Genomic DNA, 15,674 nt, shown 5'->3' with positions numbered 1-15,674 from the left:
GCCTCCTCAGGCCTGGAGCAGTTCGCGCACGTCGATGAAGCGGCCGGTCACAGCGGCTGCCGCAGCCATGGCCGGACTGACCAGATGAGTGCGGCCACCAGCGCCCTGGCGCCCTTCGAAGTTGCGGTTGGAAGTGGACGCGCAATGCTCGCCGCTGCCCAGCTTGTCCGGGTTCATCGCCAGACACATTGAGCAGCCCGGCTCGCGCCACTCGAAACCGGCTTCGATGAATATCTTATCCAGCCCTTCCGATTCCGCCTGTTGCTTGACCAGGCCCGAACCCGGCACCACCATTGCTTGCTTGACGGTCGCAGCGACCTTGCGCCCCTTGGCCACTTCAGCAGCGGCACGCAGATCCTCGATGCGCGAGTTGGTGCAGGAGCCGATGAACACGCGATCCAGCTGGATATCGGTAATCGGCTGGTTGGCGCGCAGGCCCATGTATTTCAGCGCGCGCTCGATGGAGTCGCGCTTGACCGGATCGGATTCTACCGCCGGGTCCGGCACCTGCTGATCGACAGCCAGGACCATTTCCGGCGATGTGCCCCAGCTCACCTGCGGCTTGATATCCTCAGCCTTCAGCTCGACCACAGTGTCGAACACCGCATCCTCGTCAGATATCAGATCTTTCCAGGCCTCGACTGCCTTGTCCCAGTCCGCGCCTTTCGGCGCATAAGGGCGACCCTCGACATAAGCGATGGTCTTCTCGTCACAGGCCACCAGGCCCACGCGGGCGCCGGCCTCGATGGACATGTTGCAGAGAGTCATGCGGCCTTCCATGGACAGGTCGCGGATGGCGCTGCCGGCGAACTCCAGCGCGTGGCCATTCCCGCCAGCGGTGCCGATCTTGCCGATCACGGCAAGCACGATGTCTTTGGCAGTTACGCCGAACGGCAGCTTGCCTTCAACGCGAACCTGCATGTTCTTCATCTTCTTGGCCACCAGGCACTGGGTGGCGAGCACATGCTCGACCTCAGAAGTGCCGATGCCGTGGGCCAGCGCACCGAAGGCGCCATGGGTGGACGTATGCGAATCGCCGCAGACCACGGTCATGCCCGGCAGGGTCGCGCCTTGTTCCGGGCCGATCACGTGCACGATGCCCTGGCGGATATCGTTCATCTTGAATTCGAGAATGCCGAAGTCATCGCAGTTCTCGTCGAGAGTCTGCACCTGAATGCGCGAGACTTCGTCGGCGATGGCTTCCAAGCCGCCCTGGCGCTCGCCCTTGGTGGTCGGCACGTTGTGGTCCGGGGTGGCGATGTTGGCGTCGATACGCCACGGCTTGCGCCCGGCCAGACGCAGCCCTTCGAACGCCTGCGGCGAGGTCACTTCATGGAGAATATGACGGTCGATGTAGATCAGCGACGAGCCATCGTCGCGACGCTTGACCTCGTGCATTTCCCAGAGTTTGTCGTACAGCGTTTTGCCGGCCATCGGGACTTTCCTCATCAGTTTCTGCGGGCAATAGCCCTTTCGCTTATGGGGTGAATGCTATGGGGTTACATCGAATTACTCAAATTCATATTTTTCATTCGATGCATTCCTATATGGAATCTCTATAGCTAAGCTGGACGAAAGGCAGAGTGGGCTTTAGCCCACCAGAATCAGCGCGGTAGGCTGCAGCGGAGCGCCGCCCGGCCCACCTACGGAGCGCAGGCCGAGCGGCACTCAGCCTCCAGCGCTTTCTATCGGCTTCAAGAGGAAAATTATGGATCTGGCAGGCCTCAACGCCTTTATCGCCATCGCCGAAACCGGCAGCTTCTCTTTGGCCGCAGAACGCCTGCACTTGACTCAGCCTGCGGTGAGCAAGCGTCTTGCCGCACTGGAGTTGCAGCTCGACGTGCGCCTGTTCGATCGTCTGGGACGGGAGATCGGCCTCACCGAAGCCGGCCGGGCCCTGCTGCCTCGCGCCTACCGAATCCTCAATGTACTGGACGACACCCGCCGCGCATTGACTAATCTCAACGGTGAAGTCAGCGGTCGCCTGTGTCTGGCGACCAGTCACCACATCGGCCTGCATCGCCTGCCGCCGTTGCTGAGGAGCTTCACTCGTGCCTATCCCGACGTGAATCTGGATATCCGCTTCCTGGATTCGGAAGTTGCCTACGAAGAGGTTCTTCATGGTCGTGCCGAACTGGCCGTGATTACGCTGGCGCCACATACGGCTGCGCCGATTCGCGCCAGCAAGGTCTGGGACGATCCGCTGGACTTCGTCGTCGCCCCGGAGCATCCGCTGGCACAAAAACAGCAGATAACCTTGGCCGACGTGGCCGGTTACCCCGCCGTGTTTCCAGGTGGCAACACCTTCACCCACCATATCGCTCAACGGCTGTTCGAGCGCGAGAATCTCAGACCGAACATTACGATGAGCACCAATTACATGGAGACGATCAAAATGATGGTCTCCATTGGCATCGCCTGGAGTGTGCTGCCCCGCACCATGCTCGATGAGCAGGTGGTGCGCCTTCCGCTGCCTGGAGTTCAACTAACGAGAGAGCTCGGATACATAACCCATACCGAGCGCACCCTGTCGAACGCAGCCAAGGCCTTCATGTCTTTGCTGGATGCCGGCTGACGCACTTGCACCCTGCCATCTGCTACGGATAAGTTCGGGACATAACAACAAGAGCACCAGAATCATGAGCAGTACCGGTTATCGGCCGATCCGTCACCTCCACACCAGCCCGGCGGAAACCATTCATGCGACCTCCTGAATCCCTGACCGGTGTCAGCGCCAGCGAAGCGGCAAGCCCCTGGCGGGATGCGACCCGCCTATTGTCGGTACTCGATGCGGCAGGGCTCGGCGTTTGGTCGTGGGACTTGCAGCACGGCATCGTCTACTGGTCGCTCGGCACAGAGCGGCTGTTTGGTCTCACTGAACCGCTCACTCAGATTACTCAGGATGAGTATCTGAATCTGATCGCTGCCGAAGATCGGCTTCATCTCACAACCGTCGCCCGCTCCGTACTGACGGGCGACAGGTCGCGTTTCAGCGTGCGTCACCGGGTGCGCTGGCCAGACTCGAGCGTGCACTGGCTGGAGATCGATGGGCAGCTGCAAGAAAGCGGCGCCGGTTGCTCGACGCTGGTGGGCATCGTCCGCGACATCACCGCCCAGCACACTCAGGCCCTGGCCTTCGAAGACAGCCAAGAGCGTCTGGAGCTGGCACTGGCCTCGGCAGAACTGGGCAACTGGGAATGGCACATCCCAAGCGACCGGCTCTATGCGTCGAGCCGCGCTTCTGAATTACAGGGCATCATCGACGGTCCGTTCGATGGTTCGTTCCGGGAGTTTTTTCGCAGCGTCGCGGCAAATGACCGACAAACCATGCGCGAGGCATACAGCGATCTGCTGGCCGGGCGACGCCAGAGCTATCAGACGACCTATCAGGCGCTGCATCCGAACGGTACCGTCCGGCACTTGGAAACAACTGCCAAGCTGTATCGTGATGAGCACGGCGTGCCGTTGCGGATGGCCGGAATCATTATCGACGCCACGGAGCGGGTCCTGCGCGAACAGCATCTGGCCGCGTCCGAAGCCAGATTTTCCGCCTTGTTCCAAGGCAGCCCCGACCCGATTTCCCTTTCCCGTATCCGCGACGGCACCTTCATTGATGTCAATCCCAGCTTCAGCGCCGTATTCGGCTGGGAAGGCAGCGATATCGTTGGGCGTTCGGCTCCGGACATACATTTCTGGCGCGACGAGAAACAGCGGGAGTCGCTCTACCAACGGTTGACTCGTGACCAACGCCTGGACGACGCCGAAGCGCAATTTCGCACCAGGGCTGGTCAGTACATCACATGCGTGGTTTCCAGCCGTTTCATTCGAATCGACCGACGACTGTGCATCGTAACGACTTTCCGCGACATCACCGAGCGCCAGCAGGCCGAAGCAGCCTTGAAAGCCAGCGAGGCCAAGTTCGCCAGGGCATTCCATTCAAGCCCCGACGCCATCATCATCAGCGAACGCGCCACCGGACGCTTCATAGAGGTTAACGAGGGTTTTCACCGTCTCTCCGGCTACCGTCCAGAAGAAGCCATTGGCCGTACATCCACCGAACTGGGCATCTGGTCTGACTCGCAGCGCAAGGACATCCTCGAACGGCTGGAGCGTGACGGCCGCGTCGCCAACTGGGAAATGGTCGGCCAGGATCGTCACAGCAACCCTAAACATATCGAGGTGTCAGTCGAACCGATCGAACTCAACGACACCGATTGCCTGTTGATATCGGCGCGAGACATCAGCCAACTGAAGGCGGCACACGCACAGATCCATCACCTGGCGTATCACGACCCACTGACCAACCTTCCCAACCGGGCGCTGCTGATGGATCGTCTGGTACAGCAAATCGCGTTACACAAGCGCCATGACCTGCGAGGCGCCCTGCTGTTTTTAGACCTGGATCATTTCAAGCACATCAACGATTCGCTTGGGCATCCGGTCGGCGATGCCGTCCTGAAGATGATTACGGCTCGCCTCGAAGCCAGCACCCGCCAGGAAGACACCGTCGCGCGCCTCGGTGGCGACGAGTTCGTCGTCCTGCTGACAGGACTGAGCGGCAGGCGCTCGGAGGTGACGCGCCATGTTCGTCAGATTGCCGAAAAACTGCGGACCCTGCTCGCCGAGCCCATGACATTCGAAGGCAACCGGCTGCACGTCACCCCAAGCATCGGTATTGCCCTTCTGCCGGACCATGGCGATACGCCCGCCGATCTCCTGAAGCGAGCCGACATTGCGCTTTACGGGGCCAAAGCAGCCGGGCGCAACGCCATCCAATTGTTTCGCACGACAATGCAGCAAGCCGCAAGCGCACGTCTGCAGCTGGAGAGTGAGCTACGGTTGGCGCTGCAGCGCAACGAATTCGAACTACAGCTGCAACCCCAGGTGGATGCACGCTCGGGTTCGGTGATCGGCGCCGAAGTCCTGTTGCGCTGGAATCACCCGGAGCATGGCCCACGCTCGCCGGCTCAGTTCATCGATGTGCTGGAAGAAAACGGTCTGATCGTCGAAGTCGGCGACTGGATCATCACACAAGCCAGCCGCATCGGCGCTTCGCTATTGGCCGCGGGGTTGGTGCCCCCCGACACCTTCAGCCTTTGCGTCAATATCAGCCCGCGTCAGTTCCGTCAGCACGAGTTCGTCGAACGCACCCTCAATGCGCTGAAGGCCACCGGGGTGCCGCACAAGATGATCAAGCTGGAGATCACCGAGGGCATCGTGATCCAGAATCTGGACGACACCATTGCCAAGATGCGCCGCCTTTGCCGACACGGCATCAGCTTCGCCATGGACGATTTCGGCACTGGCTACTCATCGCTCACCTATCTGAAACGCTTGCCGGTGGATCTGCTCAGGATCGATCAATCGTTCGTGCGAGACGCGCTGGATGCGCCCAACGACGCCGAGATCATCCGCGCTATCGTCGCGATGGCTAGAAGTCTCGGGCTGGAGGTGATCGCCGAAGGGGTCGAGCAGCAGGCGCAGCTGGACTTGCTACAACTGCAGGGCTGTCACCTGTATCAGGGGTATCTGTTCAGCCGTCCGCTGCCCGTGGACGAGTTCAGAAAGCTTCTGGCAGGTTCCAGCACCAACGAGGGCGGCAGCCGATAAATAGCATGAGTCCCCTGCCATATTGAGAGAGCGCAGCGACTCCCCCCGGCCGAATGAACTCGGCCCTACGGATTACGCACAATGGTCTGGCCCGAAACCCCGTAGGGCCGAACTTGTTCGGCCTTTGCAATCTGCGGCTTTGGTTCAGGTGGAAATCGAGCACAAAGAACGATAGCCATAAAACAAATGCCCCGGCACGAGCCGGGGCATTTGTCAGCATACTGAAGCCGGTGGAACACACCGGCTTTGAAATGGGATCACCTGATCAGTTCAGGCTCAACTTGGCGCGGTTCTTTTCCAGGGTAGCGGCACCAATCCCTTTGACTTCCAGCAACTCGTCAACCGAACCGAACGGGCCATGAGCTTCACGATACGCAACGATGGCCTTGGCCTTTGTCGCACCGATGCCTTTGAGTTCGCGGGTCAGGGTCTCGGCATCAGCCGAATTGAGGTTGATCGTTGCCGCTTGGGCTACTGCAACCTCTGCTGCTGCAACAGGTTCAGTCTGGGCTGCATGGCCGCCAATGGAAACGCTGGCGAGCAGTGCGAAGAGTGCTGCGGAGAGAAAAGACTTGGTCATGATTCACGTCCCTTTGAGTGTTGGATTTTATCCGGCGCGGTACTCCATGCGCCGCCGGGACACTTTAAAGCGCAACAATTCCAAGTCAAATCAACGCGCTGGTTCTGTGAACCACGCCCGCCAGGCGCTGCTTAACGCATCACATTGAACAGGCTCAGCCCGGAAATTTTCACATAGCTCTGCTGTGCCGCTTCGAGAACGACCGTTTGCATGGACAACCGCGACAAGGCCTCGGCGTAGTCCAGTTCGCGCAGTTCTGCCTGGACGCCCTTGTTGACCAGCGCGACGTCTTCGTTATCGGTCAGGGTGGTTTCGATCACGTTGAGCCGTGCACCAATGTTGCCACGTGCAGCGTCCACGCTGATCATGCCGTGATCGAGATTAGTCAAGCCTACGGCCACGGCATCGCGAATATCGGCGTTGCTGGAGGACGGGTCTTCAAGCGTCATGCGCAGGTTGGCGATCGTTCCGAGAATACCTTGCTTCTCTTCTGCGGGCACTTTCGCCTGCACGACGATTTCAGAGTCCACCGGCGGCTGTCCGCCAACGAACAGCGTCACCCCACCGAACACCAGCTTATCGTCAGTCTCAGCGTCGTTGTCGAGATTGCTTCTCCCAAGCGAAACCTCCGTACTTCCATCCTTCGGTATACCGAAGACCTCGTAGCTGCCCTCAACCGATGGGTCGAACTTTACCCGGATGCCACTATATTTGGCGAAAGCGACTTCGTCGCTCACCAACGGAGCCGAAACTGGGAAGCCGAGGTTCTCTGCGTCATCTACCGCAAGACGCCCGGCATTGACTACGTTTTCAAAAACACTTTTTCCGCTATCGCTGATGGCGATACTCAGCGAACTGGCGATCTGCAATTTGCGCTGCCCTTCGTCGCCCTTGTAGCTGTAGCTTCCATCAGGGCCGTTCACGAATGGCTGCGTCTTGCCCTGAAACCCGGAAAACAAATACTCGCCGCGCGCATTGCGAGTATTCATCAGCGACAGGAGCTCATCCTCGCGCTCACCCAGCTCCGCGGCGATCGCTTTGCGGTCCTGCGGGTCTAGCGAACCGTTGCCGGCCTGCACCGCCAGCTCGCGGACACGCTGCAGCACGGTATTGACCGAGTTCAGTGTCACTTCTTCCTGGGTCAGGCTGTTCTTCGCAGCCGTCAGGTTGGAGTTGTACTGGCCGAGCACGTTCTGCTGTTGCTCCAGCTGCAGCAGGCGCACCGACGCAACCGGATCATCAGCTGGCGTAAGGATGCGGTTGCCAGTGCTGATCTGCTCTTGGGTGCGCGTGGCGTTGGCATAGTTTCGCTGGATGCCGGTCACGCCGTTATTGAATGCTTGCAAGGTCGAGATGCGCATGGGCGGGCCTGTTACCTGAAGGTGCTGATCAATGTATCGAACAAAGAGCGCGCAACTTGAATGATCTGAGCCGAGGCATTGTAGTACTGCTCGAACTTGATCAAGTTGGCGGCTTCCTCGTCGAGGTTCACGGCCGAGAGTGAGTCCCGGTTGTCGGTCGCCTGCTTGAGGATCGCACCGGTCGCTTCGCTGTCCATGCGGGCCTGGGCGGTTAGCGTGCCGACGCGCTCAACTAGCTCACCGTAACCGTCGGTGAAGCTTGCTCCGGATGTAACGCCGCCAGCCCCTTCGGATACGCCAATGGTCTGCTTAGTTTGCAAATCAACAAGCTTCAGGGCGTTGCGGTTATCCGACACGCCACTCTCGTTAGACAGGAGATCAAAGCGGTCATTTGCCGCAGGCCGGCCACTGAGCGTAAAGCGAAGCTTCGCGCCGTTATCGAGTGTCAGCTCGTAAGTATTGACCTCACCGCTTTGGTAGCCTGCGGGATCTGCAGGCTTATGATTATCCGCGGGGTCGACTCTGACGACGCTGCCTGCAGTGCTCTCAATAAGGCCCGTCACTCCGTTGTACTGCAATTGCGTTGGCAGCTGTTCTAGCGCTGACTTGACGGTCGCGCTGGTTCCGCTACTGATCAGCTCAGGCTGCCCAATAACAGCTGTACCACCATTTTGGAGATTGGCTGTAGATCGTGCAGGCGATGCGAAAGCCAGCTGATCCGCTTGGTCCAGGTCAGCGGCGATATCAGTTGCCCCACGCCTGGTCGGCATGACGAGGACTCGATCACCCACAGCGAGAGTGTGGGTTTCAGCGAGGCTGAGCGAAAAGCCATGACCATCATCGCCGAACACACCAGTCGTCCAGCCCCCGCCGGCTTCTCGGATCCGATATGCGCCACCACCATCCTCATCCAGGCTGGTGATCTCGATTTCATAGTCCTTGGTGCCGAGCAAGCTGGTGTCGGTTATCGCAACATTGACGCCGGCGGGATAACTGCGCTTATCGACCAGATCGGCCGCATTGATATCTTTGAACAGGTCGACGCCAACATTGCCCTTCAGATCCAGACCCTGCCCCAGCTGGGTATTGACCTGTTCACTCACAGCTAACGCCAACCGCCCCAGTGAATTGAGCGTGGGGTTCAGTACTTCCTGGCGATAGCGAATCAGCCCGCCCAGCTCGCCGCCGGTAATCTGCGACGTAATCCCCTGGCGTGAGCCGCCGCTGACAAACTGAATTTCATGACGGTTGGGATCACCCTGCCCTGGCACGACTTCCAGCCGGCTCACGGCGCTTCCGACGACCAAGGGCTGACCGGTACCAATCGAGATATTGAAGCTATTGTCGTCTTGCGGCGTTACGGTGACGCCGATGTAGGTCGACAACTGACGCACCGCCTCGTCACGCGCGTCGAGCAGGTCATTAGGTTGTTTGCCATTGGCCGAAGCAGTGGCGATGGCTTGGTTCAAGCTACCGATACTGCCGGCCAGACGGTTGACCTGATCGGTGACCGCAGCCATCTGCTTGTTGGTGAAGTTGTTCTGTTCGTTCAGCCGGTCGGAAACGGTATTGAATCGACGCGCCAGCCCCTCAGCCTCCGCCAGTACCAACTGACGTGCCGGAATGTTGGCGGGGTCTTCCGCTGCCGTTTGCAGTGCCGAGAAGAACTTCTGCAGCGACGGCGTGATGCCGGTCGTACTGCCTGCCAGCAGAGAATCGAGCTGGTCGATCTGGCTCTTGTAGGCTTCGACGTCGCTGCTCAGCGAAGTACTGCTGCGCAACTGACTGGTCAGGAACTCGCTGTACGTCCTGCGGATTTCCACCAGCGTAGTGCCCGAGCCGACATAACCCGCCCCGCTGAATTGAGGAGTCCGGGTTGCCTGGGATGCATCCTGACGGCTATAGCCGGGAGTATTGACGTTGCTGATGTTGTGGCCGGTGATCGACAGCTGGCTCTTGCTCGCACTCAAGCCCGACAGGCCAATATTCAGTAGGTCAGCCATGATTAGCCTCTAGTCCGCACGGCGGGCGCTGAACTCGCGTCAGCGATCGTCTGGTAGGTCTGCACTTTGCGAGCGATCTGATTGATCTTGTTCGCATATTGCGGGTCGGTCGCGTAACCGGCCCGCTGTAATTCGTTGACGAAGCGCTCCGAGTTACCGGTAGTGCTCGCAACCTGAATCGCCGGCTGGTAGCGGTCGTTGTTCTCGAGCAGCCGAACGTAATCGTTGAAGCTCTGTTCGAACGAGTCGTAAGCCCGGAACCCAGCGACCTGCTTCGTCGCCTTACCGTTGACGTACTCGGTTGTGGTGACCTTCGCCGATTCACCTTGCCAACCAGTGGCTTTGATACCGAACAGGTTGTGGCTGTTGCTGCCGTCCTTCTGACGAATCATCGACTTGCCCCAGCCGGTTTCCAGCGCAGCCTGCGCCACCAGGAAGCGCGGCTCTACGCCGAGTCGCTTGGCTGCTTTTTCCGCCATGGGCAGCATGGTCGCGATGAATTCGGCCGGTGAGTTGAAGCGCGTCTTGCTCGGCGCGCTCGGTGCCGTCGCCTCAACGCCGTTGACGATCAACGGCGCATCCTTGGGCGCCGCGAAGGCCGTCGCGGGCTGCCAGTCGAGATTCACCAACGGCTGAGGCTTGCCGGCCTGTTGGGCGTCGGCTCCGTTCTTGGCAACCTCGGCGGGTGCGGTCTCTGCCGACGGACGCTCGGCAAGCTTGCCCGGCAGCGCCAGACGGCGTTGATTCAGCAGCTGCGAGTCATTTCGAGCCGATGCCGCTGGCGCAATGGCGGCGCTTGGGCTGCTCGACGCTTTCGCGCCTTCGGTCTGCGCGACCTGAGCAAAGGGATTCGGCTTCTCGCTGGGTTCCTGCTGTTTGTTCAGCTGACGGATCAGAACGTCGGCTAGGCCGATACCCCCGCCTTCTTTGGAAAGCGTGACCGACAATTGCTGGTCGTGCATGTCCTGATACTGCTTGCTGGCCTGGCTGTTGAGTGGATTGTCCTGGGACATGACCTCAGTGGCCGAACGCATCGACTTGAGCATCTCGTTCATGAACAGGGACTCGAACTCCTGCGCAACCTTGCGCACGTTCTCCGCGCCGTCACGGTCTTTGCCAACCTTGAGCTGATTCAGCCGATTCAGGTCGGAATAGCTTCCGCTGTCAGGTGTACGCCGGCCAAGTCCCAGTCGATTTTCCATGTCCCTGTCCTCAGATCACGATCAGGTCGGCTTGCAGCGCACCGGCTTGCTTGAGCGCCTCGAGAATCGCCATCAGGTCGCTAGGCGCTGCGCCCACCTGATTCACCGCCCGCACAATCTCATCAAGCGTGGTGCCCGGGCCAAACTTGAACATCGGCTTGGCTTCCTGCTCCGCTCTAACGTTGGAGTTGGGCACGACCACCGTCTGGCCGTCCGACAGCGGGTTCGGCTGGCTGACTTGCGGGTCTTCAGAAATGGTCACCGTCAGGCTGCCGTGGGTAACGGCGGCCGGCTGCACGCGAACGTTCTGGCCGATCACGATGGTGCCGGTACGCGAATTGATGATCACCTTGGCAACCGCCTGACCGACGTCAACTTCCAGGTTTTCCAGGATCGACAGATAGTCGACGCGCTGGCTCGGATCCAGAGGGGCGGTGATGCTGATCGAGCCACCGTCGAGCGCCTGGGCCACACCCGGGCCGAGCAGCTCGTTGATATGGTCAACGATGTTCTTGGCGGTGGTGAAATCAGGACGGTTGAGGTTCATCGTCAGGGTGGTGCCCTGATTGAACGCACTCGGGACTGGCCGCTCGACGGTCGCGCCGTTCGGAATGCGGCCCGCGGATGGAATGTTTACGGTGATGCGCGAACCGTCCGCGCCACCGGCATCGAAACCACCTACCACCAGGTTGCCTTGGGCAATCGCGTAAACGTTGCCGTCGATACCCTTGAGCGGCGCCATCAACAGGCTGCCGCCGCGCAGGCTCTTGGCGTTACCGATCGACGAAACGGTGATATCGATCGTCTGACCCGGCTTGGCGAAGGGCGGCAGATCAGCATGAATCGACACGGCCGCGACGTTCTTCAGCTGGACGTTGCCACCGGCCGGCACCTTGATGCCGAACTGCGCCATCATGTTGTTGAAGGTCTGCACCGTGAACGGCGTCTGGGTGGTCTGGTCGCCACTGCCATTGAGGCCGACCACCAGGCCGTAGCCGATCAACTGGTTGCTACGAACACCCTGAATAGTGGCGATGTCCTTGAGCCGCTCGGCTTGCGCCGGGACAGCGACCAGGCACAACAGGGCAACTACGATCGAGCTGAAAAATTTCATTGCCTGCACCTGCTTAGAACGGCCACAACGGGCTGATGAAGAAACGATCCAGCCAACCGGGCTGGCTGGCATCGGCGAAGGCGCCGGTACCGGAATAAGTGATGCGGGCATCGGCGATACGGGTCGACGGCACGGTGTTATCGGTCGCGATGTCGTCCGCGCGCACCAGACCGGCAATGCGCACCAACTCGTCGCCTGTATTGAGTGTCATCCACTTCTCACCGCGAATCGCCAGAATGCCGTTTGGCAGCACGTCGGACACGGTAACGGTGATCGAGCCGGACAGACTGTTGCTCTGCCCTGCCTGGCCGGAGCCGGAGGTATCACGCGAAGCGTCGTATTCGGCGCCCAGATTCATGGCGTTGCCGGTCAACGGGTTGGCCATCGATACGGCGCCGCCGAACAGCGAGCCGAGCCCGATGTTGGCGCTGCTGTCCTTGGATATCTTCGAGTTCGAATTCTTGCTCGCTTGGGTCCGCTCGTTGAGCGTGATGGTGATGATGTCACCGACCCGGTGGGCCTTGCGGTCGTCGTACAGATTGGTCTCGAAGCCCGCCTGATAAATGGCCCCGTTGTTTTGCGCAGCCGGCAGCGGCGTACGCGGCAGGACCGGCGCGTAGTACGGGTCATTGGGCTTCGGGGCTGGCGCCACGCAACCGGACAGGACCACAGCGGACATCAGCGGAAGAACGATCAAGAAGCGGCGCATATTCACCTCAATCCAGCGGCTGACAGCTGTTACAGCTGCTGGGTGACAAAGGAGAGCATCTGATCGGCCGTGGAGATGACTTTCGAGTTCATCTCGTAGGCACGCTGAGTGGTGATCATGTTCACCAGCTCCTCGACGACGCTGACGTTGGAGTTTTCCAGAGTGTTCTGCAGCACCGTGCCCAATCCGTTCAGGCCAGGTGTGCTGACCTGCGGCGCACCGCTTGCTGCGGTTTCTAGGAACAGGTTGCTGCCCATGGCCTGCAGGCCCGCCGGGTTGACGAAGTCAGCGGTCTGCAGGTTGCCTATGATTTGCGGCGCCGGGTTGCCCAGCGTGGTAACCGAGACGGTGCCGTCTTCGCCGACGGTGAAGGTCTGGGTTTCCGGCGGCACGACGATCGCCGGCTCCAGCGCATAGCCGTTGGAGGTCACGATCTGGCCGTCGGCGTTCAGGTGGAAGCTACCGTCACGCGAGTAGGACACGGTGCCGTCGGGCAGCAGCACTTGGAAGAAGCCGCGGCCATTGATCGCCATGTCGAGCGGCTGCTCGGTGGTCTGCAGGCTGCCGGCGGTGAACTGCTTCTGCGTGCCGACAATGCGAACACCGGTACCCAGCTGCAGGCCGGACGGAAGCTCGCTGTCCTGGGTCGACTGGCCACCGGGCTGCCGACGGATCTGATACAACAGATCTTGGAATTCGGCGCGGTCTTTCTTGAAGCCCGTGGTGGAAACGTTGGCCAGGTTGTTGGAAATGGTCGTCAGGTTCATGTCCTGGGCGGACAAACCGGTCTTACTCACCCACAGTGCTGGAAGCATGTTCTTCTCCTCGTACGCCGGAAATCGGGCGCAACGCGTTGTTTACTAGCTGATCTGCAAGACTCGGGCCGCAGCGGCACTATCTTCTTCGGCGGTGCGCATCATTTTCACGTGAAGCTCGAACTGTCGGGACAGCGCCAGCATCGACGTCATCTCGGCCACCGCGTTGACGTTGCTCGCTTCGAGAAAACCGGACGTCACACGGACCGCGGCGTCAGCCTCGACGGGCTGGCCGTCCTTCATCCGAATCAAACCATCGGTGCCCTTCTCCAACTGCTTTGGATCGGGATTGACGAGCTTGAGACGGTCGACCGTAACCACCACGTTCGGGTCTTCTCCGAGCGCACGAATGCTGATGGACCCGTCGGCGCCGATCTCCACCTTCTCTTCCGGCGGCACGGCAATCGGCCCGGCATTGCCGAGCACCGGCAAACCGTCGCCGGTCCGCAGCATGCCGAGCGTGTCGATATTGAGGCTGCCGGTACGGGCATAAGCCTCACTGCCATCGGGCGCTTGCACCGCGATCCAGCCTTCGCCCTCGACCGCAACGTCCAGATCCCGCCCCGTTTCCTGCAGCGTGCCGGCACTGAAATCCGTGCCAGGCCGCTCAGTCATGGCATAAACGCGTGCCGGAAAACTGTCGCCGAACACCTGCATCGAACGCGCTTGCTCAAAATCACGACGAAAGCCGGTGGTCGAGATATTCGCCAGGTTGTTGGCATGGGCCTGCTGGGCGCGAGCGTTTTGGCTCGCACCCGTCATTGCCACATAGAGCATCTTGTCCATCGAACCTCCGAGATGCGTGAATTGACGCTTAGGCGTTCCTTACCTTCTCGAAAGCAATGCGCATGCCAACAGCAAAGCGATAATTAAGATGCTGATTTGAAAGAATTATTAGAAAAAGAAAAGGCCCCGAAGGGCCTTTGGATAGACGGAGCGGCAGAATTCCGCCATGTAACGGGCTGCCGCCGCGACCCGTTAACGCAGATTGATGATCGTCTGGGTGATCGCGCTTTCGGTTTCGATCGTCTTGGCGTTCGCTTGGTAATTGCGCTGCGCCACGATCAGGTTGACCAGCTGGTCCGACAGCTCAACGTTGGAGTCTTCCAAGGCGCCGGCCTGCAACGAGCCGAGCGTGCCGCTACCCGGCGGGTTGCGCACTGGCTCACCGGATTCAAAGGATTGCACCCACTGGGTTTTGCCTACCGGGGTTAAACCCTGAACGTTGGCGAAGTTGGCCAGAATGATCTGGCCTTGGACCTTGGACTGACCGTTGGTGTAACGCGCAAAAATATCGCCGGATTCGCTGATTTCAAGACCGGCCAGCTCGCCAGTGGTGTAGCCGTCTTGGCTGACACTGTTGACTGCGAATGCGCTGGCGTACTGGGTAGAACCTCTGAAATCAAATTCTATGTCCAAAGAGTCACCGGTAGCCGCCCCGTTGGGCACCCATTCACCGTTGATATCTTGTTTAGCTGGCTTCCAGCCCTGCATCGGCGAAATTGCAGCCATCGAGGTTGTAAGCTTTCCAGTAGCGTCAAAACTTAGTGTGGTGGCCGCGACGTCAGTCTCCGCAGGGTCCTGAGGATTGCGTCCATCAACCAAAACATACATATCCCAAGTATTAGCAGTAGCGGGATTATCCGGGTCAGTGGGTTGTTTGACAAAATACTGCGTCATGACGTGAGCGTTGCCCTGCTCGTCATAGATGTTTGTCGAAGTGGAAGAGTTATAGCTCAGCGGATCTGCGGGACTAAACGGCGTGTTGCCCGGCTGGGTATTGGTGGAATTCAAGTTGAAACCTTGGGTTACTTTCGTCGTCGCCTTAGGCTCCTGACTGGCGGTCTGGATTTTCAGATCGCTTACTTGCCCGGTCTGGATATTGCCATTGCCGTCGACCGAGTAACCCTGAAGGTTGTAGCCGAAATTATCGACCAGATTGCCTTCTTTATCCGTTCCGAAATAACCGGCGCGGGTATAGCTCAGCGCGCCGTTATTGCTGACCTGAAAGAACCCGTTGCCATTGATCGCCAGGTCCAGAGCATTCTGCGTGTAGTTGATGTTGCCCTGGTTGAATTGCTGCGACACGTTCGCAAGCAACACGCCGCTGCCCTGGGGATTCTTACCAGTTCCGAGTACGGACGAGGCATACACATCCGCAAACTCTGCACGTGACTGCTTGAAGCCAGCAGTTCCGGCGTTAGCGATGTTATTACCTGTAACGTTGAGGTCTTTGCTGGCGGCACGCATGCCGCTAAGGCCGATATTGAACGACATGAA

At 59.6% G+C, this 15,674-nt stretch carries 12 protein-coding genes; 2 read left to right on the top strand and 10 right to left on the bottom strand.

Annotation, left to right across the window (positions count from 1 at the left end):
• Positions 1–6: 6 nt before the first annotated feature.
• Positions 7–1,434 (bottom strand): 3-isopropylmalate dehydratase large subunit, encoded by a 1,428-nt coding sequence (gene leuC / locus NA647_RS06355; protein WP_256056916.1) that lies wholly within the window; start codon positions 1,432–1,434, stop codon positions 7–9.
• 274 nt (positions 1,435–1,708) lie between these two features.
• On the opposite strand from leuC, the gene NA647_RS06350 reads away from it, so the two are divergent.
• Positions 1,709–2,575 (top strand): LysR family transcriptional regulator, encoded by an 867-nt coding sequence (locus NA647_RS06350; protein ID WP_256048147.1) that lies wholly within the window; start codon positions 1,709–1,711, stop codon positions 2,573–2,575.
• Between the two features lie 125 nt (positions 2,576–2,700).
• Positions 2,701–5,610, top strand: a complete 2,910-nt coding sequence (locus NA647_RS06345) for an EAL domain-containing protein (protein WP_256056915.1) — start codon at positions 2,701–2,703, stop codon at positions 5,608–5,610.
• A 265-nt stretch (positions 5,611–5,875) separates the two neighbouring features.
• Here NA647_RS06345 and NA647_RS06340 read toward each other — a convergent pair whose 3' ends face one another.
• The 9 genes from NA647_RS06340 to flgE form a co-directional block, all read right to left on the bottom strand.
• Positions 5,876–6,190, bottom strand: a complete 315-nt coding sequence (locus NA647_RS06340; protein ID WP_256048145.1) for a ComEA family DNA-binding protein — start codon at positions 6,188–6,190, stop codon at positions 5,876–5,878.
• Between the two features lie 131 nt (positions 6,191–6,321).
• Entirely contained in the window at positions 6,322–7,551 is a 1,230-nt protein-coding gene (gene flgL / locus NA647_RS06335) for a flagellar hook-associated protein FlgL (protein ID WP_256056914.1), read from the bottom strand.
• An 11-nt stretch (positions 7,552–7,562) separates the two neighbouring features.
• On the bottom strand, positions 7,563–9,554 hold the full coding sequence (gene flgK / locus NA647_RS06330; RefSeq protein ID WP_256056913.1) for a flagellar hook-associated protein FlgK: 1,992 nt from the start codon (positions 9,552–9,554) through the stop codon (positions 7,563–7,565).
• 2 nt (positions 9,555–9,556) lie between these two features.
• The gene (gene flgJ, locus NA647_RS06325) at positions 9,557–10,756 is read right to left on the bottom strand and encodes a flagellar assembly peptidoglycan hydrolase FlgJ (protein ID WP_256056912.1); all 1,200 of its coding nucleotides are present in this window, start codon (positions 10,754–10,756) and stop codon (positions 9,557–9,559) included.
• Positions 10,757–10,766: 10 nt separating this feature from the next.
• Positions 10,767–11,870, bottom strand: a complete 1,104-nt coding sequence (locus NA647_RS06320) for a flagellar basal body P-ring protein FlgI (RefSeq protein WP_256056911.1) — start codon at positions 11,868–11,870, stop codon at positions 10,767–10,769.
• 13 nt (positions 11,871–11,883) lie between these two features.
• Complete coding sequence (gene flgH, locus NA647_RS06315; protein WP_256056910.1) at positions 11,884–12,579, bottom strand: flagellar basal body L-ring protein FlgH; 696 nt, start codon at positions 12,577–12,579, stop codon at positions 11,884–11,886.
• 29 nt (positions 12,580–12,608) lie between these two features.
• Positions 12,609–13,394: a flagellar basal-body rod protein FlgG gene (flgG, locus tag NA647_RS06310; RefSeq protein ID WP_025241209.1), complete on the bottom strand. Its 786-nt coding sequence runs from the start codon at positions 13,392–13,394 to the stop codon at positions 12,609–12,611.
• Between the two features lie 45 nt (positions 13,395–13,439).
• The gene (gene flgF / locus NA647_RS06305) at positions 13,440–14,180 is read right to left on the bottom strand and encodes a flagellar basal-body rod protein FlgF (protein WP_168424658.1); all 741 of its coding nucleotides are present in this window, start codon (positions 14,178–14,180) and stop codon (positions 13,440–13,442) included.
• 192 nt (positions 14,181–14,372) lie between these two features.
• Positions 14,373–15,671 (bottom strand): flagellar hook protein FlgE, encoded by a 1,299-nt coding sequence (gene flgE / locus NA647_RS06300; protein WP_256056909.1) that lies wholly within the window; start codon positions 15,669–15,671, stop codon positions 14,373–14,375.
• Positions 15,672–15,674 lie beyond the last annotated feature (3 nt).

The organism is Stutzerimonas stutzeri (genome assembly GCF_024448985.1).
Classification (GTDB): domain Bacteria; phylum Pseudomonadota; class Gammaproteobacteria; order Pseudomonadales; family Pseudomonadaceae; genus Stutzerimonas; species Stutzerimonas stutzeri_AP.
Note: the sequence above shows the minus strand (reverse complement) of the source record. Positions and strands in the feature narration are given on the sequence as shown.

What these genes read in the sequence shown, in the direction of transcription:
- leuC (WP_256056916.1), bottom strand. Translation starts at nt 1,434, where the DNA reads ATGGCCGGCAAAACGCTGTACGACAAACTCTGGGAAATGCACGAGGTC.
- NA647_RS06350 (WP_256048147.1), top strand. Translation starts at nt 1,709, where the DNA reads ATGGATCTGGCAGGCCTCAACGCCTTTATCGCCATCGCCGAAACCGGC.
- NA647_RS06345 (WP_256056915.1), top strand. Translation starts at nt 2,701, where the DNA reads ATGCGACCTCCTGAATCCCTGACCGGTGTCAGCGCCAGCGAAGCGGCA.
- NA647_RS06340 (WP_256048145.1), bottom strand. Translation starts at nt 6,190, where the DNA reads ATGACCAAGTCTTTTCTCTCCGCAGCACTCTTCGCACTGCTCGCCAGC.
- flgL (WP_256056914.1), bottom strand. Translation starts at nt 7,551, where the DNA reads ATGCGCATCTCGACCTTGCAAGCATTCAATAACGGCGTGACCGGCATC.
- flgK (WP_256056913.1), bottom strand. Translation starts at nt 9,554, where the DNA reads ATGGCTGACCTACTGAATATTGGCCTGTCGGGCTTGAGTGCGAGCAAG.
- flgJ (WP_256056912.1), bottom strand. Translation starts at nt 10,756, where the DNA reads ATGGAAAATCGACTGGGACTTGGCCGGCGTACACCTGACAGCGGAAGC.
- NA647_RS06320 (WP_256056911.1), bottom strand. Translation starts at nt 11,870, where the DNA reads ATGAAATTTTTCAGCTCGATCGTAGTTGCCCTGTTGTGCCTGGTCGCT.
- flgH (WP_256056910.1), bottom strand. Translation starts at nt 12,579, where the DNA reads ATGCGCCGCTTCTTGATCGTTCTTCCGCTGATGTCCGCTGTGGTCCTG.
- flgG (WP_025241209.1), bottom strand. Translation starts at nt 13,394, where the DNA reads ATGCTTCCAGCACTGTGGGTGAGTAAGACCGGTTTGTCCGCCCAGGAC.
- flgF (WP_168424658.1), bottom strand. Translation starts at nt 14,180, where the DNA reads ATGGACAAGATGCTCTATGTGGCAATGACGGGTGCGAGCCAAAACGCT.
- flgE (WP_256056909.1), bottom strand. Translation starts at nt 15,671, where the DNA reads ATGTCGTTCAATATCGGCCTTAGCGGCATGCGTGCCGCCAGCAAAGAC.